General features: G+C 63.0%; 23 protein-coding genes, 1 pseudogene and 1 riboswitch. Of the genes and pseudogenes, 8 read left to right on the top strand and 16 right to left on the bottom strand.

Features of this window, described 5'->3' with window-relative positions; genetic code table 11:
• Positions 1-24 precede the first annotated feature (24 nt).
• A complete protein-coding gene (gene ileS, locus MESS2_RS14560) occupies positions 25-3000 on the bottom strand; it encodes an isoleucine--tRNA ligase (RefSeq protein ID WP_083918527.1) in 2976 nt (991 codons plus the stop codon).
• Between the two features lie 395 nt (positions 3001-3395).
• Between ileS and parS the strand changes: the two genes are divergently transcribed.
• Together parS and MESS2_RS14550 are read left to right on the top strand one after the other, a co-directional pair.
• Complete coding sequence (gene parS / locus MESS2_RS14555) at positions 3396-3818, top strand: type II RES/Xre toxin-antitoxin system antitoxin (RefSeq protein ID WP_008875110.1); 423 nt, start codon at positions 3396-3398, stop codon at positions 3816-3818.
• Between the two features lie 3 nt (positions 3819-3821).
• Complete coding sequence (locus MESS2_RS14550) at positions 3822-4256, top strand: RES family NAD+ phosphorylase (RefSeq protein WP_008875109.1); 435 nt, start codon at positions 3822-3824, stop codon at positions 4254-4256.
• Positions 4257-4259: 3 nt separating this feature from the next.
• Here the strand turns inward: MESS2_RS14550 and MESS2_RS14545 are convergent, their stop codons facing one another.
• The 3 genes from MESS2_RS14545 to MESS2_RS14535 form a co-directional block, all read right to left on the bottom strand.
• Complete coding sequence (locus MESS2_RS14545; RefSeq protein WP_008875108.1) at positions 4260-5072, bottom strand: MipA/OmpV family protein; 813 nt, start codon at positions 5070-5072, stop codon at positions 4260-4262.
• A 178-nt stretch (positions 5073-5250) separates the two neighbouring features.
• Positions 5251-6156: an alpha/beta hydrolase gene (locus MESS2_RS14540; protein ID WP_008875107.1), complete on the bottom strand. Its 906-nt coding sequence runs from the start codon at positions 6154-6156 to the stop codon at positions 5251-5253.
• A gap of 24 nt (positions 6157-6180) precedes the next feature.
• Complete coding sequence (locus tag MESS2_RS14535; protein WP_008875106.1) at positions 6181-6513, bottom strand: winged helix-turn-helix domain-containing protein; 333 nt, start codon at positions 6511-6513, stop codon at positions 6181-6183.
• A 44-nt stretch (positions 6514-6557) separates the two neighbouring features.
• On the opposite strand from MESS2_RS14535, the gene MESS2_RS32320 reads away from it, so the two are divergent.
• Entirely contained in the window at positions 6558-6713 is a 156-nt protein-coding gene (locus MESS2_RS32320) for a hypothetical protein (protein ID WP_157357718.1), read from the top strand.
• A complete protein-coding gene (locus tag MESS2_RS14530) occupies positions 6710-7264 on the top strand; it encodes an HdeD family acid-resistance protein (protein WP_008875105.1) in 555 nt (184 codons plus the stop codon). Before MESS2_RS32320 ends, MESS2_RS14530 begins: the two co-directional genes overlap by 4 nt.
• A gap of 1 nt (position 7265) precedes the next feature.
• On the opposite strand, the gene MESS2_RS14525 is transcribed toward MESS2_RS14530, so the two are convergent.
• Both MESS2_RS14525 and MESS2_RS14520 read right to left on the bottom strand, forming a co-directional pair.
• Positions 7266-8249: a bifunctional riboflavin kinase/FAD synthetase gene (locus MESS2_RS14525; RefSeq protein ID WP_008875104.1), complete on the bottom strand. Its 984-nt coding sequence runs from the start codon at positions 8247-8249 to the stop codon at positions 7266-7268.
• A gap of 41 nt (positions 8250-8290) precedes the next feature.
• Positions 8291-9151 carry a TIGR01459 family HAD-type hydrolase gene (locus tag MESS2_RS14520; RefSeq protein WP_008875103.1) on the bottom strand — a complete coding sequence of 287 codons (861 nt, stop codon included), beginning with the start codon at positions 9149-9151 and terminating at the stop codon, positions 8291-8293.
• 309 nt (positions 9152-9460) lie between these two features.
• Between MESS2_RS14520 and MESS2_RS14515 the strand changes: the two genes are divergently transcribed.
• Complete coding sequence (locus MESS2_RS14515) at positions 9461-11410, top strand: pilus assembly protein (protein ID WP_008875102.1); 1950 nt, start codon at positions 9461-9463, stop codon at positions 11408-11410.
• Positions 11411-11474: 64 nt separating this feature from the next.
• Here MESS2_RS14515 and MESS2_RS14510 read toward each other — a convergent pair whose 3' ends face one another.
• Entirely contained in the window at positions 11475-12299 is an 825-nt protein-coding gene (locus tag MESS2_RS14510) for a DUF2189 domain-containing protein (protein ID WP_008875101.1), read from the bottom strand.
• A gap of 188 nt (positions 12300-12487) precedes the next feature.
• Here MESS2_RS14510 and MESS2_RS14505 point away from each other — a divergent pair, with 188 nt between their 5' ends.
• Positions 12488-12997: a CAP domain-containing protein gene (locus MESS2_RS14505; RefSeq protein WP_008875100.1), complete on the top strand. Its 510-nt coding sequence runs from the start codon at positions 12488-12490 to the stop codon at positions 12995-12997.
• 9 nt (positions 12998-13006) lie between these two features.
• Here the strand turns inward: MESS2_RS14505 and MESS2_RS14500 are convergent, their stop codons facing one another.
• The 7 genes and pseudogenes from MESS2_RS14500 to MESS2_RS14470 form a co-directional block, all read right to left on the bottom strand.
• Positions 13007-14542, bottom strand: a complete 1536-nt coding sequence (locus MESS2_RS14500) for a DHA2 family efflux MFS transporter permease subunit (protein WP_008875099.1) — start codon at positions 14540-14542, stop codon at positions 13007-13009.
• A 405-nt stretch (positions 14543-14947) separates the two neighbouring features.
• A pseudogene (locus MESS2_RS14495) lies at positions 14948-16122 on the bottom strand (HlyD family secretion protein).
• Entirely contained in the window at positions 16119-16595 is a 477-nt protein-coding gene (locus tag MESS2_RS14490) for a MarR family winged helix-turn-helix transcriptional regulator (RefSeq protein WP_008875095.1), read from the bottom strand. The pseudogene MESS2_RS14495 and the gene MESS2_RS14490 overlap by 4 nt, the downstream one beginning before the upstream one ends.
• A 162-nt stretch (positions 16596-16757) precedes the next feature.
• Positions 16758-17744, bottom strand: coding sequence for a FecCD family ABC transporter permease (locus MESS2_RS14485; protein ID WP_083918525.1), 987 nt, complete (start codon positions 17742-17744; stop codon positions 16758-16760).
• A 29-nt stretch (positions 17745-17773) separates the two neighbouring features.
• Positions 17774-18721 (bottom strand): ABC transporter substrate-binding protein, encoded by a 948-nt coding sequence (locus MESS2_RS14480; RefSeq protein ID WP_008875093.1) that lies wholly within the window; start codon positions 18719-18721, stop codon positions 17774-17776.
• A gap of 31 nt (positions 18722-18752) precedes the next feature.
• Entirely contained in the window at positions 18753-19541 is a 789-nt protein-coding gene (locus MESS2_RS14475) for an ABC transporter ATP-binding protein (protein WP_008875092.1), read from the bottom strand.
• Positions 19538-19933: a DUF1636 family protein gene (locus MESS2_RS14470; protein WP_008875091.1), complete on the bottom strand. Its 396-nt coding sequence runs from the start codon at positions 19931-19933 to the stop codon at positions 19538-19540. The genes MESS2_RS14475 and MESS2_RS14470 overlap by 4 nt, the downstream gene beginning before the upstream one ends.
• A 92-nt stretch (positions 19934-20025) precedes the next feature.
• Positions 20026-20234: riboswitch (cobalamin riboswitch) on the bottom strand.
• Positions 20235-20410: 176 nt separating this feature from the next.
• On the opposite strand from MESS2_RS14470, the gene MESS2_RS14465 reads away from it, so the two are divergent.
• Complete coding sequence (locus tag MESS2_RS14465; protein WP_008875089.1) at positions 20411-21244, top strand: AraC family transcriptional regulator; 834 nt, start codon at positions 20411-20413, stop codon at positions 21242-21244.
• On the opposite strand, the gene MESS2_RS14460 is transcribed toward MESS2_RS14465, so the two are convergent.
• Positions 21241-22179, bottom strand: a complete 939-nt coding sequence (locus MESS2_RS14460) for a bifunctional helix-turn-helix transcriptional regulator/GNAT family N-acetyltransferase (RefSeq protein ID WP_008875088.1) — start codon at positions 22177-22179, stop codon at positions 21241-21243. The two genes, MESS2_RS14465 and MESS2_RS14460, sit on opposite strands and share 4 nt — an antisense overlap.
• A 78-nt stretch (positions 22180-22257) precedes the next feature.
• On the bottom strand, positions 22258-23055 hold the full coding sequence (locus MESS2_RS14455) for an ATP-grasp domain-containing protein (RefSeq protein WP_008875087.1): 798 nt from the start codon (positions 23053-23055) through the stop codon (positions 22258-22260).
• A gap of 143 nt (positions 23056-23198) precedes the next feature.
• Here MESS2_RS14455 and MESS2_RS14450 point away from each other — a divergent pair, with 143 nt between their 5' ends.
• Entirely contained in the window at positions 23199-24047 is an 849-nt protein-coding gene (locus MESS2_RS14450; RefSeq protein ID WP_008875086.1) for a class I SAM-dependent methyltransferase, read from the top strand.
• Positions 24048-24161 lie beyond the last annotated feature (114 nt).

Here is a 24161-nt window from a genome sequence, read left to right as displayed (position 1 = left end):
CTACGCACTTTTGGGCGACATGCATCAGATACGACCGAGAGCCTTCAACTCGTGCAGCACAGCGGCGTCCCGTGCCGAAACATCGGGGAATTCCGCGTCGCTGCCGACATCGGCGGTATAGCGCCAGGAGCGCGCGCATTTGACCAGGCCCCGATCCTCGGCCTTCTCCACCACCACGGCGACGCCCTTGACGTCGTCCAGCGTGAAGGCCTCTGCCGGCGCCTGGCCATGGACAATGACCAGGTCGCTGGTGATCGCCATCTCGGCCATGTCGACATCAGAAATCGCTGCTTCCAGCGCCGCATCGTCGAGGGTGACGACCGGCACCGCCTCCAGCGACGAACCGATGACCTTCCGGGCGCGCGCGATCTCGAGTGCACCGGTCACGACACGGCGAACCTGCCGCACCTTGCGCCATTTTTCCGCCAGCGCGTCATTCTTCCAGTCTGCCGGGATCTGTGGAAACTGGTCGAGATGCAACGAGACAGCGTCGGGATGACGGTCGAGCCAGGCTTCTTCCATGGTAAAGGGCAGCATCGGCGCCAGCCATTTCACCAGGCAATCGAAAAGATGGCGCACCACCTGCACGGAAGCCTTGCGCTTCACGCTGGACGGCGCGTCGCAATAAAGCGCGTCCTTGCGGATGTCGAAATAGAAGGCCGACAGCTCGACCACCATGAAGTCGAGCAGCGCGCGGGTGATGCGCTTGAACTCGAAGGCGTCGTAGCCCTGACGCACGACTTCATCCAACTCGGCAAGCCGGTGCAGCATCAGCCGCTCCAGCTCCGGCATCTTGTCCAGCGGCACTTCCTCGCCATCGTCATGGGCGAGCGTACCCAGCATCCAGCGGATGGTGTTCCTGAGTTTGCGGTAGGCGTCGATGTTGGTCTGCAACACGTTCTTGCCGAGCCGCTGGTCTTCCCAGTAATCGGTCGTCACCACCCACAGGCGCAGGATGTCGGCGCCCGACTGCTTGATGACGTCCTGCGGCACGACGGTGTTGCCGAGCGACTTCGACATTTTGCGCCCTTCCTCGTCCATGGTGAAGCCATGGGTGACGACGGTGTCATAAGGCGCCCTGCCCCTGGTGCCGCAGCTTTCGAGCAGCGAGGAGTGGAACCAGCCGCGATGCTGATCGGAGCCTTCGAGGTAGAGGTCGGCCGGCCATTTCAGGTCCGGACGGTCCTCAAGCGTGAAGACATGGCTCGAGCCGGAATCGAACCAGACGTCGAGGATGTCCATGACCTGATGCCATTTCGAACCATCGTGGTTGCCGAGGAAACGCTCCTTGGCGCCGGCAGCGAACCAGGCGTCGGCGCCCTCGGTCTCGAAGGCATCCATGATGCGCTGGTTGACCGCTTCGTCCTTCAACACATTGCCGTCCTCGTCGGCGAAGACGGCGATCGGCACGCCCCAGGCGCGCTGGCGCGACAGCACCCAATCCGGGCGCTCCTCGATCATGGCGCGGATGCGGTTCTGGCCCGCCCCCGGCACGAAGCGGGTGTCGTCGATGGCCTTCAGCGCGCGGCTGCGCAGCGTCGTGCCATCGCCGAGATCCTTGTCCATGTAGACGAACCATTGCGGCGTGTTGCGGAAGATGATCGGCTTCTTCGAGCGCCAGGAATGCGGGTAGCTGTGCTTCAGCCGGCCACGCGCGAACAGCGCGTTGCGCTTGATCAGCTCGTCGATGACCGCCTGGTTGGCATTGCCCTTCTTGCCGTTGTCGTCGATGACGCGCGCCGGCCCACCCTCGCGATCCGGGCCAAAGCCCGGCGCGTCCTTGGTGAAGAAGCCGGCATCGTCGACGGGGAACGGGATCGCCGTGTCGATGCCGCGCGCCTGCAGATCCGATACGGCATCCGTCCAGGCATCGAAATCCTCACGGCCATGGCTTGGCGAGGTGTGGACGAAGCCGGTGCCGGCATCGTCGGTGACATGGTCGCCGGCAAGCATCGGCACCGGGAATTCGTAACCACCGTTCAACCCCTTGAAGGGATGCGAAAGCGTAAGGCTTCCAAGCTGTTCGGCCGAAACGCTATGAAGACGATTCAAGGTGACTTTTGCCTTGGCGGCGGCATCCTCGGCCAGCGCGTCGGCGAAAATCAGCTTTTCTCCGGGCTGCGGGCCGAACGCATTCTCAGCCGCCGTCACCTCGTAAAGGCCATAGGCGACGCGCGGCGAATAGTTGACGGCGCGGTTGCCGGGGATGGTCCATGGCGTCGTCGTCCAGATGACGACATGGGCCTCGAGCAAGTCGAGCGCGGTCTCGCTCAGCGTTGCCGGCTGCCCGTCTTCGGCAGAGATGACAGGCCGCGCGAGGCTGACGACGGGGAACTTCGCCCAGATCGTGTCGCTCTCATAGTCCTGGTACTCGACTTCGGCCTCGGCCAGCGCGGTGCGCTCGACCACGCTCCACATCACAGGCTTGGAGCCGCGATAGAGTTGGCCCGACAGAGCGAATTTCAACAGCTCGCCGGCGATGCGCGCCTCGGCATGGAAGGCCATGGTCGTATAGGGATTGTCGAAGTCGCCGACGACGCCCAGCCGCTGGAATTCGCCGCCCTGGACCTTGATCCAGTGGGCGGCGAATTCCCGGCATTCCTTGCGGAATTCGTTGACCGGCACCTCGTCCTTGTTCTTGCCCTTGGCGCGGTACTGTTCCTCGATCTTCCATTCGATCGGCAGGCCATGGCAGTCCCAGCCGGGCACGTAATTCGAATCGTAGCCGCGCATCTGGAACGAGCGGGTGATGACGTCCTTGAGGATCTTGTTCAGCGCATGGCCGATATGGATGTTGCCGTTGGCGTAGGGCGGGCCGTCATGCAGCACGTATTTGGTGCGGCCGGCAGCACTTTCGCGCAACTTGCGATAGAGGTCCATGTCCTGCCAGCGCTTGACCAGCAGCGGTTCCTTCTCGGGCAAGCCGGCGCGCATCGGGAAATCCGTCTGCGGCAGATAAAGCGTCTTGGAATAGTCGATCGTTTCAACAGTATCGGTCATTGCGGTGTCGGTCATTGGTCTGCCATGTGCGTTGCCCGGCGGCAAAGGAGCTCGGGCGTTGAAATCTTCGCTTTGACACATATCGTTTTCCCAAAACCGGACCCACTTTTGGGCGATATGCGTTGATGATCAGGAGAAAGCGCGAGAGGGCACGCGCAAGACACCCGGCGGCTCCGGCGGCGCTCAGGCCGCAGGGAACACCGGGCTCGTAATTCGTATCGCAATCGCCAAGGTGTGGGTAAACTGCGTCATAATCGGGCTTTTAGACGAGGCCGGCCCCGTTGGAAAGCCCGAACTCGTGCCCGCTTTCCTGTCGCCGGCTTTCCTGTGGGGATTCTTGCAGTCCGTGCCAATTGCGCCTATGTATATGGGCAAATGGCAACGGAGCCAAACCGATGTCCAGCTTGCGCCTCAAGGTCCAGCCAAACTCGAAAACAGAACGCTCCGGCGCGAATGCCGCTATCCCGGATGCAGCGACAGAGCGGTTTCTGGTTCACATCTCCAGGGTCGAAGGGCTTCGTCAGATCGGCTTCAGCAATGATGAAATCTTTCAAATCGTTGGCCCGCGGCGCACGCTGGCGCGGCGCAAGGAGCGAAACGAAACGCTGACGATCGCCGAATCCGACCGCGTGGTGCGGCTTGAACGGATCTCGGCGATGGCGGATCGGGTTTTCGGCAATCACGAGAAGGCACAGCGCTGGCTGCGCAAGCGCAGCAGGGTGCTCAACGAGACACCGATCAACCTGATGCAGTCCGAAACGGGCGCAGTCCTGGTGGAGGAAGAACTCCATCGTATCGACCATGGCATCTTTGCCTGACTTATGCGGCTTTGGCGCATTTCCGGTTACGCCGACCTTTCAGGCATTGGCGGCCTAGTCAGTGCCGGCCGCTGGAACGTCATGGGAGTGCCTATAGTCTACTGCGCCGATCATCCGGCCACCGCGCTGCTCGAAATCCTGGTGCATGTCGACGCGGAAGACATGCCCGAGACCTATCAGCTGCTGGAGATCAGCGTGCCGGACGACATTGCCGTCACATCTGCGGAACTACCCGATGACTGGAAGGACGATCTGGCCACAACGCAGCGGCTCGGGACGGAGTTTGTTGCTGCCGCCAGCCATTCCGTCATGGAAGTCCCTTGTGCAATTATCCCGTTCACAAGGAACTATCTCCTCAACCCGGATCTGCTGGCTCGCGACGGCATCCACATCGTTGGCGTCACGACGCACCCGATCGATACGCGCTTGCTGGGATAGAACCTACATCGAAAAGTCGAAGCGGTAAGTGGTCGACACGCCGACGGTGAACTGGTTGCGGTCGCCGCGCTCCTTGACCAGGCTGGAATCGGCCGCTGGACCCATCAGGCGCGAATACTCGCCGAACAGGCTGGCCGTCATCGGCTCGGTCACCTTCCAGGTCACCGCGCCGCCGAGACCCGCCGATTTCACGCCGCCGCCCGGATGGTACTCGCTGAGGCCTGAAGCCACGGCCTCCTCGGCATTGACCCCGTAATAGGCGTCGAAATAGTCCGATGAGGCGAACGAAACACGCGGCCCCCCCGAAAGCCTGACCTCCGGCGTCACATCATAGAAGGCGTCGGCGGCAATGTCGGCGACAAAGCCGTTATGGGCGCGAATACCGCGTCGCAACTCGGCGCGGGCGCGCAGCCAGTCCAGCGGATAGAATTCGAAGAAGCCGCCGGCCTCGCCGCCCCAGCGTACCGGGTCGAGGCCTTTCAGTTCGTCGGCGTCGCCGCCGTCGCGCGAAAACAGGATCTTGCCGGTCAAGCCTGCGCGGACACCACCCTCATCGATCAGCGCCAGCGAGATGTTGTCGTTGCGCGAGGTGAAGCGGGCCTGGGGGCCAGCCTTGCCGAGCGAGATGATCGGCTGGGCGCCGAGCATATAGCTCTTGGCGCCTTCGAAGTCCGGGGCGACCAGGCCGGTGGCGCCGACCGTCAGGTACCAGTCGCCGGAGAGCCAGCCGAAAGCGCCCTCGCCGGCTTGGGCGATATCCGGCGCGCTTAACAGAGAGGCGGCCACAATCGCCGGGATCGCTCGAACGGAACGCATCGTTGCCTCATACGCGAAACACGCCGGGGAAAATACCCGGCATCACCCAAGCCATGGCGCCAGTTCGGTAAAATTTGACTTAATAGCCGTAACATCGGGGCGAGACTCTTCGACATTGTCGCCAACCATATGGCGCGCCAGACCGAAACCTCAGGCGCCAGAAACCGCTTCAGGGAGATTACAAATATTCGCGGACGAATGTGCCGGCGCTGTGGAGAGCGCGGCGGCCGGCGCTCAAACCCGCATTCCAGACCGGCCAGGCGTGGATCATATGCGGCCAGATTTCGAGGCGCACCTTGACGTCAGCCACGCCGGCGGCTTCCGCGAGCCGCGTCGCATCCGATAACAGCGCCTCGGCGGAACCGACTTGTATCAGCACAGGGGGAAATCCACTCAGATCGGCAAACAGCGGCGAGATCAGGGGATCGCGCCGGCCAACACCATGCGGGACATAGGCTGCCGCCAGTTCCTCCAGATATGCCCGGTGAATGACGGGGTCGATCGCGTCCTTGCTCGACAGTGTCGCGCCGGACATCGAAAGGTCCGTCCAGGGCGAAACCAGCCAAAGACAGCGCGGCAACCGCTCGCCTGCCGCGCGCAATCTGCCGGCCAGGCACAGGGTCAGGTTGCCGCCCGCACTGTCTCCGCCAGCCACAATGCGATCCGGTGCGATTCCCTCCCGGGTCAGAAAGCGCCATGCGGTGAGCGCGTCTTCATGCTGCGCAGGAAAGGCATGTTCCGGTGCGCGTCGATAGTCGATCGCAAGCGTGCGCATCCCCATTGCCCGGCCTGCCTCGGTCACCATTCGACGATGACTTTTGAGCGAGCCCGAGCAATAGCCGCCTCCGTGGAAAAAGAGCAGAACCTTGTCCCTGTCGCACCCGGGCGCCAGGGACCACTCTCCCGCGAGGCCGTCGAAAACCACATCCTCGCATCGGATGTCATCGGCGACCGGCCAGACCGAACCGACCTCATCGAGCCGCGCCCGGCGCTCGTCCCAGCCCACCGGCCGTGGCTTTGACGTGAGCAATTGGCGGACGGTGTTGATCTCGCTGAGATCGAGGTGTTCGTCGACATTGCTCATTTTGAACCAGCGGTTCCCATTAGATCAGCCTTCGGCAATCTTGCGTCGATATGCTCCCAATCCTCTCGATGCCGAAACATATTGACGTGGTAGAACCAGTTGATGAACGGTCATTATCATGCCGGGGGCAAGCGCCTTCCGCAGCGCAGAAATGTGCACCTGCAGAGTATTGTCCCCTACCACCATATCGGGCCAGACGCTGTCCAAGAGTTCGGTCTTACCGACCACCGCGTCCGGCCTGTCCAGCAAGGTGACCAGGATATCGAAGGAACGCGCGGCAAGCTCCACCGATCCGTCCGGGCCGAGCAATTGCCGTTCCGCGCGTTTCAGCCGGTAATGTCCGAAGTGGTTGTCCATTCGACAGGTTCCCGCCCGAGGACAGGAGCTTAGCCGAAGCCGCGATGAAAGCGAACTTCAGTTTGTTCAGCACTTTTCAGGAACGCGCCGACCTGAAGCAGGTGTGGTGCTCGCAAGCTGCTCGCTTTACGGGCAAGCCTATCGGCGTTACCTTCCAAGCCGGCAAAAAGCCAAATAATTTTGAGGGAGAAGGGCGATGACACTGCAGGGCGATGCCTTGAAAGACGCAATCAGCCAGACGAAGGCGAAATGGGGATGGTTCGTCGCACTCGGCGTGCTGCTTTTGATCTTCGGCGGTATCGCCTTCGGCAATCTGTTCATCGCCACTGTAGCTTCAGTCTATGTCGTCGGCTGGCTGATGCTGATGGCCGGCGTCATCGAGATTATCCATGCTTTCGGGGTCAAGACATGGGGCCGCTTCTTCTACTGGTTGCTCAGCGGCCTGCTCTACGCCGTCGCCGGGTTCTTCGCCTTCTATAATCCGCTGCTGGCCTCGGCAGTTCTGACTTTTCTACTGGCGGTCGCCCTTCTCGTTTCAGGCGCGCTCAGGGCCTGGGTCGGCTACAAGCACAAGCCGGAGAAAGGCTGGGGCTGGCTGGTCGCGGCCGGCGTCATCAGCGCGCTGGCGGGGCTGGTCATCGCCATGGGCTGGCCGGTCAACAGCCTGTGGGTGCTGGGGTTGTTCCTGGCCATCGACCTGATCTTCCAGGGCTGGAGCTTCATCGCGGTCGGACTTGCGCTGAAGGAATAGTTCAAAAAGCAACGGCCGCGTCGAGCTCGGACAGCGGGCTGACGCCGGCAAGCAGCGCCCTCGCCTCGGCCTCGTCGCGCTTCATCTGCGCGACCAGTGCGTCGAGCCCGTCGAACTTCACTTCGCTGCGCAGGTAGCCGAAGAAGGACACCGCGCAGATCTCGCCGTAGAGATCGCCGGAAAAGTCGAAGACGAAGGTTTCCAGGAGCGGTGCGCCATTGTCGTCAACGGTCGGACGGCGGCCGAAACTGGCGACGCCGTCATAGAGCGTGCCGTCGGCGCGGCGGAAGCGAACGGCATAGATCCCTTCCTTCAGGGTCGCTTCCGCCGAAAGCCTCATATTGGCGGTCGGAAAGCCCAGCGTGCGGCCAAGCTGCTGGCCGCCGATCACTTCGCTTTCAACCGTGAAGCGGTAGCCGAGCAGGCCGGCGGCCTCGGCCACCTCGCCCTCGCAGAGCAGCGTGCGGATGCGGCTCGACGACACCACCTCGGCGCCCTCGTCGCGAAACGCGTCGACCAGGGTGACGCCGAAGCCGTGGCGTTCGCCGGCCGCCATCAAATAGGCCGGGCCACCTTGCCTGTCCTTGCCGAAATGAAAGTCGAAGCCGGTCACGGCATGACTGATGCCGAGATTCCGGTCCAGCACGTCGGTCACGAAGGCTTCCGCCGACAAGGAAGCGAAGCCGCGCGTGAACGGCTGTTCGACAAGCGCGGCAAAGCCCAGGAGCGACAAAAGCCGCGCCTTCATCGGCGGCGGCGTCAACACGAACAGCGGGATGTCGGGCCGGAACACTTTTCGCGGATGCGGCTCGAAGCTCAGCACAAGAGCAGGCACGCCGCGCCGCCGTGCTTCGGTGAGCGCGCGCTCGAGCACGGCCTGATGGCCGCGGTGAACGCCGTCGAAATTGCCGATCGCCACCACGCCACCGCGCAAATCGGGCGGCAGCGGCGAGGTTGCGGAAACGCGTTCGAAGGCTTCGGTCATTTCGAGGCTTCCATGGGAACGACCCTACTGTAGTCTCGGCCCTACCGCAGTCTCGGAATGACCGCGACCGGCCGGTAGCCATGCTTTTCAAGAAAGGCGGCGAGCCTGGCCGGATCCGGTTGCAGCGGATCGCCATAGTCGCGGGCGTGGATGCCGCCCGATACGTAGAGCACATCGAAGCCGTTGTCGGCAGCGCCCTTGATATCGGTCATCATGCCATCGCCTATGGCCAGCACAGCTGAGCGCTCTACCGGGCGGCCGAGCAATTCGGCGACCTCCCTCAGCGCGACATCATAGACCGGCGCAAAAGGCTTTCCGGCAATCAGCGTGCGTCCGCCAAGCTGGGCATAGTCGCGGGTGAGTGCCCCCGCGCACCCGATCATCCGCTGGCCGCGCTCGACCATGATATCGGGATTGGCGCAGATGAAAGGCAGATTCCTGGCGCGCAGCCGCCGCAGGAGATCGGCATAGTCTTCCGGCTTTTCCGCCTCGTCGTCGAACAGGCCGGTGCAGACCACGCCGGAGGCCTCGAACTCCTCGACCAGATCGACGTCGAGACCGTCATAGAGCGTGAAATCGCGGTCGGCGCCGATATGGAAGATCTTTCGCGGACCCTCCGCAATCAGGTCGCGGGTGACGTCACCGGAGGTGACGACGCGGTCATAGGCGGCGGCCGGAACGCCGATCGCGTTCATCTGCGCCACCACGTCGGCGCTTCTGCGCGGTGAGTTGGTGATGAGAACCACGGGTATCTTCATCGTGCGCGCGGTGGCCAGCGCCTCGGCCGCGGCCGGAAAATGCCATTCACCATTGTGGACCACGCCCCAGACATCGCAAAGGATGGCCGCGTAGGCTCCCGACAAATCCGCGAGCGAGCCGATGATGTCGGGCGAATGCGCCATACCATTTTCCCAGGGTCATGATGTTGCAGAAGCCGCAGCCGACGGTCCGCCGCAGCCGGGTTTGGATTAGCTGAAGCTCTTAACCCTGTCACCAGCTTTCGCCAATGGCATCGACATGAACGCAGCCTGCTGTCCAAAGCCAATCATCTCGCCCGCGGTGGCTTGGGAACGGCCTAATACCGGGTCGGAAAGATAGTTAACCGGCTTTAAAAAGATGAGTTCGTCTTGAACATATTTTAGCAATCTGAAATTTAGCGATTGATGACAATGTCCAGCGATAACTGGGGCTTGCTGGGGGCAATCAAAGACATGTTGGGCAAATTCTGGCGGGATCGGCGTGGCAACTACACGCTGATGACGGTCATTACCATAGTGCCGCTGATGGGCGGGCTGGCACTCAGCATCGACTACTCGCAACTGCTTCGCCAGAAGCAGGACGCGCTGAACGCCCTGGATGCCGCCGGCATCGCCACCGCTCAGCAGATCGTCTCCGGCGCGAGCGACAGCGACGCCAAGGCCTATGCCAAGAGTTTCTTCGAGGCCAATCTCGCTCACGTCGATCCGGCGGATACGGTGCTTACCGTCACCCTGCCCAACAACAATGCCGGTGGCGGCACGCTGAAGCTCTGCAGCGCCCTGACATACCGTCCCTATTTCCTGCCGGCCGCCGGAATGCTGATCGGCGGGACCGCCAAGGATACGACCTACACGGCGTGCTCGGACATCCGCCTCAAGAACACGCTGGAAGTTGCTCTCGTGCTCGATAATTCCGGCTCGATGGACTACCTCGGCTCCGGCACCGGCCAGAAGCGGATAGACCTGTTGAAGGCAGCCGCCAAGCAGCTTGTCGGAACGCTGGCGCTGCAGGCGCAGCAGATGAAGCAGATCAGCAAACCGGTGCAGTTCTCTCTCGTGCCGTTCGCCGCCTCGGTCAATGTCGGCCCCACCCATGACGAAGACAGATGGATGGATCAGGACGGCATCTCCCCGATCCAGCACGAGAATTTCGACTGGACGACGATGACCCCCGCCAATGATCCGGACAAATACGCGGAGAAGCTCAGCGGCGTCTGGTACAAGCGCGGCACCGGCTGGGGCGACACCCAGGATCAACCACTGACCCGCTTCAGCCTTTACGCCGACATCACGGTCGAGTCTGGCCGCGAAGAAGTGCCGAACACGAAACAGTATATCTGCGACACCTATAACAAAAAAGGCAACTGCAGCAGCGGCCATTGGACCACCCCGGAATATATCTACACCACCAGCCGCTATGCGAGCTGGCAGGGTTGCGTGGAGGCGAGACCGTATCCGTACAATAATGACGACACGACGCCGGATACCGCCAGTCCGGCCACGCTGTTCGTGCCGATGTTCGCGCCCGACGAAGCGGGCACGCTGTGGCGCGATTTCAACCGTGATGGCGTCGATGATGTCACCGCCCTTTCCTATAATTACGGCAACAACTGGTGGGCCGACTGGCCCTACGTCGCCGATCCGACCGCGGCGCAACGGCAGTCGGATATGCGTAAGTATTTCCTGGTCAAGCCTTACGGCTCGAAATCGGCAGCCGCGGGCGATGGCCCGAATTCTTCCTGCACGACCAACCCGATCACGCCGCTGAAGGACGTCAGCCAGCTTGGCGAGAAACAGGAGATCGAGAACGCCATCGACGCCATGGCGCCGAACGGCAATACCAACGTGCCGGAGGGGCTGGCCTGGGGCTGGCGGACGGTGTCGAGCAACGAACCGTTCACGGAAGGGCGGCCCAACAGCGAACGGGGCAACGACAAGGTGGTCATCGTGCTGACCGACGGCGCCAACACCTACAGCGCCGTCAGCGACAGCAACTATGCCAACAACAGGTCGACTTACGCCGCTTACGGCTATACCGGCCTGATATATCCCGCGTCGGGAAGCGTGACGCGGCTGTTCATGAACACAAGCGACGATGTCGGCAAGACCACCTATACCAGCGGCAACTACACCGCCGCGCTTGACGAGCAGATGCAGACCCTTTGCGCCAATGCGAAGAATTCGAACATTCTCGTCATGACCGTGGCGCTCGACCTGTCGGCCACCGACGACAAGAAGGCGCTCGACGCGCTGAAGGCTTGTTCCTCGGACTCGCGCTTCCGCAAGGATGCGACCGACCCGACCAAACCAGCCAAGCTGTTCTGGAATGCGACCGGGGCGACCCTGTCGGACAATTTCAAGGAAATCGCCAACGAATTGTCCAATCTGCGCATCGTCGGCTGAGCGGCTCGCCGTCGCCCAGAGATGACAGGCTGGCGGGACAGCGCCTCCCCTCTGGTCTGCCGGCCTACATCGGCCGCCTTATTTGCTGTGCCCGCTCCGGCTCGACCACCCTGCGGTAGAGATGCCAGGTCGCGTGGCCGAGGATCGGCATGACGACGGCGAGCCCGGCAAACAGCGGGATCGAGCCGATGACCAGAAGCACGGCGACGATCAGGCCCCACAGCGCCATCTGCAGCGGATTTGCCATCACCGCGCGCGCCGAAGTCTCGATGGCCGAGACGGCGCCGACATCGCGGTCGAGCAACAGCGGAAACGCGATGACAGTCGTTGCCAGCACGACCACTGCAAAGACGAAACCGGCCGCATTGCCTAGCAGGATCAGCGTCCAGCCCTTGCTGGTCGTCAGAACCTCACGGATGAAGGCGCCGATCGAGGCCGGCGGCTGGTCGCCGAACAGCCCGGTATAGATCGCCTGGGCCGTGTACAGCCACAGCAGGAACAAAGCGAGCAGCATGATGCCGATCGCCGCGATCGCTGGCAGCGCCGGCGAGCGGCGCACATCCAGCGCATGCCGCCAGTCGGTGTTCATGCCGAGCTCGCGCCGGCGGCTGATCTCGTAGAGGCCGATGGCGGCAAACGGACCGACCAGGGCAAAGCCCGACATCAAGGGATAGATGAGCTGGATGGCGTTGGAACCGGAAGTCCACCGCGTCAGGATCAGGCCGACGATCGGATAGATCAGGCACAGGAACACGTAGTGCGAGGGCTTGGCCCAGAAATCGTCGGCGCCGAGCCGCAGCGCATCCAAGAGATCGGCGCTGGTGATGCGGCGCACCGTGGGCTGCACGTGCATTCCACGCGCGTCCGCCATGACATGAAAGCCGGCCATAACCTTCCTCCCGTGTGTCGGGGCGGTCACCGCCTGGATGGCCGCCCGTAGCTGCCACTTCTCATACAAGCACCATGATAGTCGATTTAGGGGTGGTTGTCGTCAAGTCGATGGTATACTGGCCGTCATCGCGCGATTTCATTGCCCCTGCCCGGCAAAAGCCATCATCGCGACTATGTCAGTCAGGCATGACCCTTGCAAAAAACGAGAATCAACAAGCAAAACTGAACCGGCGCACGCTGCTGAGGGGCGTCGGCCTCGCCGCACTGGCTGGGCTCGCTGCCTGCGGCACCGTGCTGCCCACCGGAGAACGCGCCGGTGTTTCTGCCTCAGCCGTCGGCACGCTGACCGGCATCCGCGCCTCGGCCGGCCTCGCGCCGCTCGTCGTCGATCCTCAGCTCGAACTGGCAGCCTTGCAGCAGGCAAGCTATATGGCCGGGCGCGGCCGCATGACCCACACGACCGGCTGGGGCAAGGGATTTGCCTCGCGCGTCAAGGGTAACGGCATCACCGGGGCGGCAGCCGAAAACATCGCCGAGGGCCGTTTCGACCTGGAGAAAGTGTTCGACATCTGGATGCATTCAGAAGGCCACCGCCGCAACATGCTCGACCCTCGCTTCGCCCGCTTCGGCCTCGCCTATGTGCGCGACGGGCGCGACAGCGCGATCCGCTACTGGTGCCTCGTGCTGGGAAAGTAAGCCTGTTCGTCAGTCCATATGCGCGGCGGGTGCGCCACCGGCGGCCGGACCAGCCTTTGGCTTGCGCAGCAGGAAGACAAACGGGACGGCAAGCAGTGTCATCATCATCAGCAGCTTGAAGTCGTTGATGTAAGAGATCATCATCGCCTGGATATTGACCATTCTGTCCATCTGGGAAAGCGCCGTTGGATCGCCGCCAGCCGCCGCTGGCGAGACCGTCCACAGGTTCGGGTTGAACGGGTTGATGAAGGCCGAGAGCTCGCTGTGGTTGACCTGCGTGTTGCGCACCAGGAGAACCGTCACGACCGACACGCCGATCGAGGAGCCAAGATTGCGCACCAGGCTGAATAGCGCCGTGGCATCGGTGCGGTAGCGCGCGTCGAGCGTGGCGAAAGCCACGGTCGACAGCGGCACGAACACCATGCCCATTCCCAGGCCCTGGATGACGCCGGAGGAGAGGATCAGCCAGTTGTCCATCTGCGGCGTGAAGCTGGCCATGGTGTAGAGCGACTGCGCGGTGAGCAGGAAGCCGATGACGACGAGGATCCTGGCGTCGACCTTGCTCATGAGCCGCCCGACGACGAGCATCGCAACCATCGTGCCGATACCGCGGGGACCGATGACGACACCGATGGTCATGGTCGGATAGCCGAAGATGGTCGCCAGCATTGGCGGCAGCAGCGACATGCTCGCAAGGATGAGCACGCCCATGACGAAGATGAACGCCAGCCCGGTCACGAAATTGCGGTCGAGGAAGATCTTGGGATCGATGAAGGGATGTTCCGCCGTCACCGTGTGAATGATGAACACCCAGAAGCCGGCCAGCGAAAGACCGAGCTCGATCCAGATCTCGACCGAGGAAAACCAGTCGACCTCGCCGCCGCGATCCAGCATCAGCTGCAGCGCGCCGACGCCGAGCGATATCATGGCGAAGCCGAAGAAATCGAAGCTGCGTATCCGCCTTGCAACGGCCGGCAAATAGGCGGCCATGCCGAGGAAGGCGAGGATGCCGACCGGCAGGTTGATGAAGAACACCCAGCGCCAGTTGAAATTCTCGGTCAGCCAGCCACCGAGCGTCGGGCCCAGGATCGGCCCCAGCATGATGCCGGCGCCCCAGATGGCCATGGCCTGGCCGTGGCGTTCCTTCGGGTTGATGTCGAGCAGGAAGGTCTGCGACAGCGGCACGATGGCCGCGCCGAACACGCCTTGCATGAGCCGGAAGAACACCATGGTCTCCAGGCTCCAGGCGATGCCGCACAGCATCGAGAAGATGGTGAAGCCGACCACCGACGTCAGGAACAGTTCCTTGCGGCCGAAGCGGTCCGCCAGCCAGCCGGTCACCGGCGTCATGATGGCGGCGGCAACGATGTAGGAGGTCAGCACCCAGTTGATGTTGTCGGGAGAGGCGCCAAGATCGCCGGTCATGGTCGGCAGCGCGACGTTGGCGATCGTGGTGTCGAGCGCCTGCATGATCGTCGCCAGCATGAGCGCAACGGTGATCAGGCCGCGGTGCGGTACTTCGCGAAAGGGTTCTGGCGTGCTCATGATGTGGAACTTCCGGCAGGTAACAAAAACGTGTACACGAGAGCGACGTGCGTGCATTTGGACGCACAAAGTACGCTCTAGTACTTTGAGTCTGCGCATCGTGCTTTCCGAAAATCGATTCCGATTTTCGGGCCGATGCGCTAGGTTTCCGGGCGGCGCGGCCTCCGTGTGGAGAGACCCTCATCGCGGTGGGACGCGACTTATCGATGTGGGGGTTACATCGACTGAGCGTCTCGATTGAGCGGATGCCCGCCGCCCGGAAACCTGAGGACCGAAAAGACCCGCGTCGGGTTGTCCGGGTTTTGGCCAAGCCGCAGCGCGGCCCGGTTCAAAACCCCAACCCTTCGCCAACCTCCCATCGGACCAATCCTGTCATTCACCTCGCCAGACTGGCGAGTATTCTGTTCAGTGCTCGCCCGCCGTAGCGTGGCCAAAGATGTTCGGAAAGCCGCGCGCAACGCCGGTATCCACGGTTACGGTCGCGCTCATGCCGGTGCGCAGCGCCATCTTGGCGTCGGCATTCGTCAGCTCCAGACGCACCGGAATGCGCTGGGTGACCTTGACCCAGTTGCCAGTGGCGTTCTGGGCGGGCAGCAGCGAGAACTCCGCCCCCGTGCCGGCGCCGATCGCCTTGACGGTGGCTTCGAAAGTCCGGCCCGGATAGGTGTCGACCACGATCTCGGCCTTCTGGCCGGGCTTCATATGAGTGAGCTGGGTTTCCTTGAAATTGGCGTCGATCCAGGTGTCATCGGTTTCGACCAGCGAAAACAGCGGCGTGCCCCAGCCGACATACTGGCCGACCTTGAACGAGGAGGCCTGGCTGATGACGCCGTCGGCAGGCGCCTTGATCGTGGTCTGCGCCAGATCGTAGGCAGCCTTGTCGCGCGCGGCGAGTGCCGCCATCACGGTCGGATGCTTGTCGGTCTCGATATCGGGATTGCCGCCAAGTGCTGCCCTGGCGCTGACGATACCCTGCTGGGCGACAGCCAGTTGCTGCTTGGCCTTGTCGAGATCGTTCCTGGCCTCATCCAGCGCGGACTTGGCGTTGATGCCCTTGCGGGCGAGATCGGCGGCGCGGTCGTATTGCGACTGCGCATAGCCGACTTCGCTGGTGTCGGATTTCTCCTGCGCCACCGCCTGGCTGTAGGCAGCGCGCAGTTGCTCGACATTGAGCCGCGCGCCGGCGACCGCCGCATCGGCCTGGGCCAGAGCGATCCTGTAGGGCTCGGGATCGATGGCGAACAGCACATCGCCCTGCTTGACAAGCTGGTTGTCGGCGATATCGACCTGAGCGATGCGGCCCGCCGTATCCAGGCGATCGACACCTTGGCCTGCTGGAGATTGGCGTTCTCGGTCTCCTGGTAGCGGCCGCCGGTCACCCAGACGTAAGCGCCACCGATGACAAGCGCTGCAGGCAGCGCGACCATCAGCAGGAAACGGCCAAGGCGGCGCTCCTTCCTGGGCGCCACCGGCGCCGGTGCTACCGGCGGAGCGGCCGCCACGGGGTTTGCCACCGGCTGTGCGGGAGCTTCCATCTCCAGTTCGGCCACATTCTCGTCTATCTTGGCTACCGCGTTCATGCTGCTGCGCCTTCCGCACTCTTGACTTTTACGCAAGACGCCTCGGCGTCCGTCAGGTTCTCGACCATCACTTCCAGCGCCTTGATCAGGACGCGGCGATCTTCCGGGGACACGCCGGTCAGCGATAGTTCATAGACTTCGCCGGCGAGGCTCTTGACCTCCGCATAAGCCTCGCTCGCCTTGGCGGTCGGAAAGATCATGCGGACGCGGCGGTCGGCGGCGTCGGAACGGCGCTCGATCCAGCCGCCCTCTTCCATGCGGTCGACCAGGCGCGACACGCTGATCGGCTCGATTTCGAGAAGCTCGGCAAGCCGCGCCTGGGTGATGCCTTCTTCCTTGGCAACGCGGACCATAAGCCGCCACTGCGCCGAGGAAAGGCCAAGCCCGCTGGCGCGCGCCTCGAAGCGCTTGCGCATCAGGCGCTGCACGTCGTGGATCAAAAAGCCCAATCTGTCGATGCCGTCGGAAACCATGAGCGGTATATATAATAAGCGTGCTTACCATTCAAGGCGCCGCATTGTGCCAGAAGCCGGCAAATCTGCATGACAGCCGTGCGATGCAATCATGGTTAGCCAATAGTGAACGGCAGAGCGCTTGGATCTGAGTGAGATCCCTGTGGCCGGTTCCCTGCAAATTCAAAGGCGGTTGCGAAAAAGCATAGTGACGACGAAGAAGGCGCCGAGCGAACTGGTGATGATGCCGATCGGCAGCTCCTGCGGCGGCAGCAGCGTGCGCGCGAGGAGGTCGCTGGCCAAAAGCAGCACCGCGCCGAACAGCGCCGAGCTTGCGATCAGACGCAGATGCAACGGGCCTGCCAGTGGCCGGCACAGATGCGGGATCATCAGACCGACGAAGCCGATGACGCCGGCGACCGAGACCAGGATCGCGGTCGCAAGTGCTGCGACCAGAAAGGTGGTGCGGCGCATGCGCGCTACCGGCACACCGAGGCTTTCGGCGGCGTTTTCGCCGGCGAGGAAAGCGTCGAACTTGCGGTTGTTCCACAACCCATAGGCGAGGATGATGGCCGCGCCCAGCGCCGCCAGGCCGATATTGCCCCAGCGCGCCAGCCCGAGCCCGCCCATGGTCCAGAACAGCACCGAATAGGCGGCGCGCTGGTCACCGGCGAAGACGAGATAGTTGGTGAGCGCGGTGAAGATGAAGGAGACGGCAAGCCCGGCCAGGATCAATCGCTCCGGGCCTTGCCCCCTGACCCGCGATACCAGCAGAAGGACGATGCCAGCGGCCAGCATGCCGCCGGTGAAGGCGGCAATGGGCAAGGTCCAGATGCCGAAACCGTCGCCGAAAACGGTGATGACGGAAACCGCGCCGGCGGCAGCACCGGAGGAGAGGCCGAACAGGAACGGATCGGCGAGATCGTTGCGCGTCACGGTCTGCAGCAACACGCCGACGACGCCCAGGCCGGCGCCGACGGCGATCGCCAGCAGCGTGCGCGGCAGCCTGAGGTCGACGACGATCTTGCCGACCGGTCCGGACACCGGATGCGCATCCAGTCCGACCGCATGCGCCAGCGCGCCAACGACGTCCGCCAGCGGGATCACCGTCGAGCCATAGGCGATCGACAACAAAGCGAGTGCGGCGACCAGCGCCGCGCCTGCCATCATTGCCAGGACGAATGACTTCTGATGCAAGCTCAGAATGCTTCCGGATGCATCGCCCTGGCGATCTTGCCGATCGCCTCGATATTGGCGGGTCCGGGCGTCAGTTCGGCATAGCGCAGCGCCACGAAGCGCTCGTTCTTGACCGCGTCGGTCTCCTTCATCGCGGGATGCGCCTTGAGGAAATCGAGCAGTTTTTTGTAGCCGACACCGTCCTGGTAATCGAGCAGGATGAGGAATTGCGGGTTGCGGGCCGCCACCGTTTCCCAATCCGTATTGCCCCAGCTCGTCTCCATGTCGGCCATGATGTTGCCGCCGCCGGCAGCCGCGATCATGGCGCTCGGGATCGCGAATTTGCCCGCGGTGAAGGGTTTGTCCTCGCCGGAATCATAAAGGAAGACGCGCGTGCCCTTGCGGTCGCCGACCTTCGCGGTGATGTCCGCGAGTTGCGCTTTCCAGGCCGACACAAGCTTTTCCGCCTCGGCCTCCTTGCCGAAGATCTTGCCCAGCTTTTCGACGTCGCCATAGAGCAGGTCCATCGAGGCGGCGGGCCGGCTCTTGTCGAGATGGACACAGCTTTCCGTCAGCACCAGCGTCTTGATGCCATGTGGGGCGAGCGTGTCGGGCGTCACCTCGCCGCCCGGCTTCATGCCGTAATACCAGCCGGCGAAGAAGAAATCGGGCTGGACGGCGACGAGGTTTTCCAGCGTCGGATATTTTGGCGCCAGTTCCGGGATCGAGCCTTGCTCGGCCTTGAATTCAGGGCCGACCTTGTACCAGCCGGTGATGCCGGTCAGGCCGACGATCGACGGCTGCAGCTTCAGCGCGAAAGCCATCTCGGCCATGTTGAGATCCTGGACGACGGCGCGCCTGGGCGGCGAGTCGAAGGTCAGCGGCTTGCCGCAACTGTCGACGGTGAGCGGAAAGGCGAAGGCCGCCGAGGCCAGCAGCGAAAAGGCAAGAGAGAGGACGAAGCGCTTCACGGATGTTGCTCCTTGGGTTCGGGGAAGGTTGTCAGGATGGCGAGGACGCACGGTTTGGAACGTCGAAGACGGTGAGTTCGCGGTCTTCGGTCGGGTGGCGCAGGCGGAACACATCGATGCCGAACACCTCGCGGATCAACTGCTGGGTCAGCGCGTCGTGCGGTGCTGCCAGCGCATGCAGCCGGGCGTTGTTCATCACCGCCACCCTGGTGGCGAAGGGCGCAACCAGCGCCAGGTCGTGCAGCACCGCCACGACGGTCATGCCGAAACCGGCGACCAGTTCGAGAAGCTCGCCACGGGCGCGTGGATCGAGGTGGTTGGTCGGCTCGTCGAGGAACAGGATTTTTGGCTCCTGGGCGATGGCGCGTGCCAGCTGGGCGCGCTGGCGTTCGCCGCCGGAGAGCGAGCCGATAGTGCGGCCAAGCAGAGGCAGCAGGCCCGTCCTGCGCAGCGCCTCGACGACGATGTCGCGCTCTTCGTGCCGACGTCCGAGGCCGGCATGCGGGACACGGCCAAGTTCGACATAGTCGATCAAGGCGAGCCTGGGATCGGGCTGGTCGGTCTGGCCGACAACCGCCATGCCAAGCGCCCGTTCGGCCGGCGTTATCCTGTCGAGACGGCGCCCCGACAGACGCACCTCGCCGACGCTAGGCGGCAGCGCGCCGCACAGCATGCGCAAAAGCGTGGTCTTGCCGGCGCCGTTGGGGCCGATGATGGCCAGACGCTCGCCCGCCGACACCGAGAGGCTCACCCCATGTACCAGGCGGTGACCGTTTGCCATCGCGGCCACGTCGCGGGCTTCGAGCAGGGCCACGGTCATCGGCCCTGCCCCGGCGGGTTGGCCGCGGCAGGGATGCGCGCCAGCGTCTTGCCGGCGAGCCTCGCCGGGCGCTGTCCGGAATTGCACCAGCCATCGGCCAGCGAAGCATAGAACCTGGCGAACTCCACGAGAGCCGTGGCATCGGTGCCCCTGTCGATGGAGCCGAAGAGATAAGAGGCCTTGCCGTTCGCCTGGAATGCGACGGTCAGTGGGCGCGCGCAACCGGCCATGCAGTCGACGGTCTCGATTGCATAGTCGAGCACCTGACTTTGGTAAGCGGACAGCCTGGAGCGCAGATCAGCGCACAGATCCTCGCCGGACCTGAGCCCGGTTGCGGAATCGCGGCACAGCGAGCACACGATGATGCGATGGGTAAAGTCTGTGGCGCCCAAATTTCCGTCACTTTCCAAAACTGGCGACGGAAGGAAGCAGGGCCGATCGGACGACAGACCGATGGCTACGTCTCCTCCCGGCACACCCCGTCCGGTCAACTCAGCTGATGGCAGGTCTCCTGGCTCGCGGGTCTCGGCTTCATCCTGCCTTCCCAGCCTTGCCGGCCAGTGGCATTTCCGGATGTCGCTCGCCGCTTACAGTTGCGGGGGCAGCCACGGCCTCGACCCGAAAGCGGATCTCACCGTGTTCCCTTTTCACCCCTCGCCTTTCGACTCGGGGACCATCATCCTTTCAGCCTAGATTTCCCCCGACCGCGCCGCAACGGTTTTTTGATTGCGCATACAGGCATTGGCGGTCGCTGACTGACCGCCGTATTCTGTCAACACCATGAGAAGCATAATTGCGCGATGCGCAATTTCGATCAAACTGGCCTCGCCATGACGCGGCAGCATAATCCGCCCAATGCGAGGAGATTGATGAACCCGACCGAGAAAGCGCTGTGGTTCGTCGAGAGCCATCTGCCGGAAGCTGTTTCGCTCGACGATGTCGCGCAAAGCAGCGGCGTGTCGCGCTTCCATGTAACGCGGGCCTTTGGTGCGGCGACCGGCCGTTCGGTGATGGGCTATATGCGTTCGCGCCGGCTGAGCGAAGCGGCGCGAAATCTGGCTAGTGGCGCCCCCGACATCCTCTCGGTCGCGCTCGACGCCGGCTACAACTCGCATGAGGCCTTCACCCGCGCCTTCCGCGACCAGTTCGGCACCACGCCGGAACTGGTGCGCGCGCAAGGATCGACCAAGACGCTTGATCTCGTGGAGCCCATCCTGATGGATCAGTCCCTGCTTGCCGCTCTCGAACCGCCGCGCTTCGAGACCAGCCATCCCTTCCTGATCGCAGGGCTGGGCGAACGCTACAGTTGCGAAACCAGTGCCGGCATCCCGATGCAATGGCAGCGCTTCGGCCCCTATATCGGCAACATTCCAAGCGAAATCGGCGACGCCGCCTATGGCGTCTGCGTCAATGGCGACGATGCCGGCAATTTCGACTACATCGCCGGGGTGGAAGTCTCGGATTTTTCCGACCTGCCGAAGGAATTTTTCCGCGTGCGCGTACCAGCACAGAAATATGCCGTCTTTGCCCATCGCGAGCACATCTCGACCATCCGTCGCACGGTCAACACGATCTGGAACAGATGGCTGCCGGCCTCGGGCCACGAGATATCGGACGCACCCGAATTCGAACGTTACGGTCCCGAGTTCGATCCGCGCAGCGGCAATGGCGGGCTGGAAATCTGGATACCGGTCAAGGGCTAGAGTTCCAGGTTCCAGTTCTGGCCGACCAGATCCTTGCCGAAGGAATGATGGCGTTCCTCCTCGGCAAGCTTGAAGCCCGCCGCCTCATAGATGCGGCGCGCCGAGACGAGAATGTCGTTGGTCCACAGCGTCAGCGTCCTGTAGCCCCTGGCGCGGGCAAAACTCACGCATTCATCGACCAGCCGCTTGCCGATGCCGAGGCCGCGCGCCGAAGGCTCGACATAGAGCAGGCGCAGTTTTGCCACCTCATCCGACTTGCGCACGAGAAAGACCGAGCCGACGACCTCGCCTTCCCGCTCGGCGATCCAGCTGCGCTCCCATTTCGGATCGAAGGATTTCACGAAGGCGCCGAGGATCTCGGCGACCAGCGCCTCATAGGTTTCGTCCCAGCCATAGTCCTGCGCGTAGATGAGGCCCTGGCGACGCACGATCCAGCCGACGTCGCCGACCTGCAAGGGCCTCAGCAAATAGGGAACCTTCGGCTCGGCACCGTCGCCGCCCAGCAGGCGCTGCACCGTCTGCATGGCCTTGACCAGCCTGTCCTGGTCCGATGCCGCCAACCGATCGAGCAAGGCCGCGACCTGATCGTGCGAACCCCGGTTCAGCGGCGCGAAGGCCTGCCGCCCGGCCGGCATCAGCGCGATCGACGAGCGCCGCGCATCGGCTTCTATCGCGGCGCGCTCGACCAGGCCGCGCTCCTCGAACTTTTTCAGCAGCCGGCTGAGATAGCCGGGGTCGAGACCGAGATCGCGCGCAAGATCGGTGGCGGTCAGGCCATCGCGATGCGCCAGTTCGTAGAGCACCCGCGCCTCGGTCAGCGAGAAGGCGCTTTTCAGCAACCCTTCGTCGAGCAGCCCGATCTGGCGGGTGTAGAAGCGGTTGAAGGCACGCACCGCGTCGATCCGTTCCTTGCCGGGGTGATGATGAATCGTCATGGGATTCTCCTACCAGAGCAGGATCAATCATTTACTTGACTTAGTCAAGTATCCGAAGGCAAGGCCGGAACACGATGATCAGGCACCGGCTCGCCGGATCAGCCCCTCGAAACCATCGGCCAGATGAGCGGCGCCCGCCGCGAACATCTTCACGAGGTTTTTGGGGCGGCCGGGGGTCTTGTTGGCATCCAGCAGCACGGCCCTGCCCTCATGCATGACGAAATCGAACTTGCCGTAGTCGAAGCCAAGTTCGCGCCGCAGTTCACGCATTTCCTGGGGAACAGGCACGGGCTCGCGGCGGATCGTTTCGGACGCCTTGACCAGGGCGTTCGGCGAGACGTAGCGGGTGCATCGTTCGCTCTCTCCGCAAAACACCCAGAACCGCGCCGCAAAACCATCGGGCTCCTTTTCCGGAATGAACTTGTCCACGACCAGATCGTCGCGCTCGAAGACGCCATCCGGAACATCGCCGAGGGAATCGTGGACCTCATATGGCTGCAGTGTCGGCACGTCCGGAAAAGGCGGTGGTTTGCCTGCGCGCTGCGCTCGCCGGTTGAGGAACCTCTCCGGAATGCCCTGATAGTTTAGATTGCTTTTGACGATGACCGGGCCTTGCCAAGCGTCTCCCTGGTTTACCAGCGCTCCGCTGATCCGCCGCTTGGATATGTCGGCCGTCCCGAGATTGAGGCAGAAAGGAAAACTCCGGGCATAGTCGAGGTAGTCCGCGGGCGTTGTCGTCGCATCGACATGCAGAACGGCGATGTCGGCGCTCGATGCCTTCGATAGACCTTGCTCGATCCGCACCGAATGGCCGCGTCTTTTCAGCGCCCCCAGAACATCGAAAAGCAAATAGGGGCTGTCCCTGCGCAACAGCATATTGCGCTTGCCTACGAACTGATCGTGTTCGTGCGTTATGACAACGATACGAGCCAGGAGTATCTCCGCTTGGCTTCCCCATCGACTTCCATTAAGCGACTATGGGCAATGGACGCCAGACTTCTTTGGTCCGACGGGCTTGCATGGCAAATCACTGGGACAATTATCACCGTCACTGGACGCTTCTGGGCGCGCCACTCCGGCCGACCCCCGAGACGGTCGGCATTGTCGAACGCGAGCTTGATCTGGACGAGGCAGACGTTCTCCTGCTGGGCGTTACGCCGGAACTGGCCAGTCTCGGCAAGACGACGCTGGCCATCGACGGATCCGCCGCCATGGTTTCCGGCGTATGGCCGGGCGACAACGCCCGCCGCAAGGCGATCACCGGGAACTGGCTGGACCTTCCGCTCAGCAGGGCCAGCGTCGGCGCGGCGATCGGCGACGGTTGCCTGACAGTCGTCGATTCCGCGCAGGCCCGCCATGCCCTCCTCGGCGAGGTCGCCAGGGTGCTGAAGTCTGAAGGACGGGCGGCGATCCGCGTTTTCGCCGGTCCTGAGACTTTCGAGGATTTGGCCGATATCAAAGCCGCCGCCCTGGCCGGCGAGATCGAGAATTTCCACGCGCTCAAATGGCGCATCGCCATGGCGTGCGCGACTAGCGATGCCAATCGCGCCGTAAAAGTGCAAGCGATCCGCGACGCTTTTGGCAAGACCTTCCCGGACCGCGAAGCCCTTGCCGCACGAACGGGCTGGAGCACGGCCGCCATCGGCACGATCGATGTCTATGCGGGTTCCGAGACGACTTATTGCTTCGCGACGCTGACCATGCTGATCAACGAGGCGGGCGACTGGTTCGACGAGGTGCGCGTCGTGCCGAGTGGCTCTTATCCGCTGGCGGAACGATGCCCGCTTCTGGTGCTTGGATCGCCGAGGGCAATCGACGAAGCGGAAATAGGATCATCTTCGGTGCCGATCGGCTCACGAGCGCCTTGACTCTCGCATGCCGCCAGCCTATTTCAGCGCCACGTTAGCACTCGCCTTTGGTGAGTGCTAACTCATATCCGGCATCGCCGGATGGAGGAACTGTTCTCACCAGTCTCATTCGAG

Source organism: Mesorhizobium metallidurans STM 2683, assembly GCF_000350085.1.
Taxonomy (GTDB): domain Bacteria; phylum Pseudomonadota; class Alphaproteobacteria; order Rhizobiales; family Rhizobiaceae; genus Mesorhizobium; species Mesorhizobium metallidurans.
This window is presented reverse-complemented; position numbering and strand designations above follow the sequence as displayed.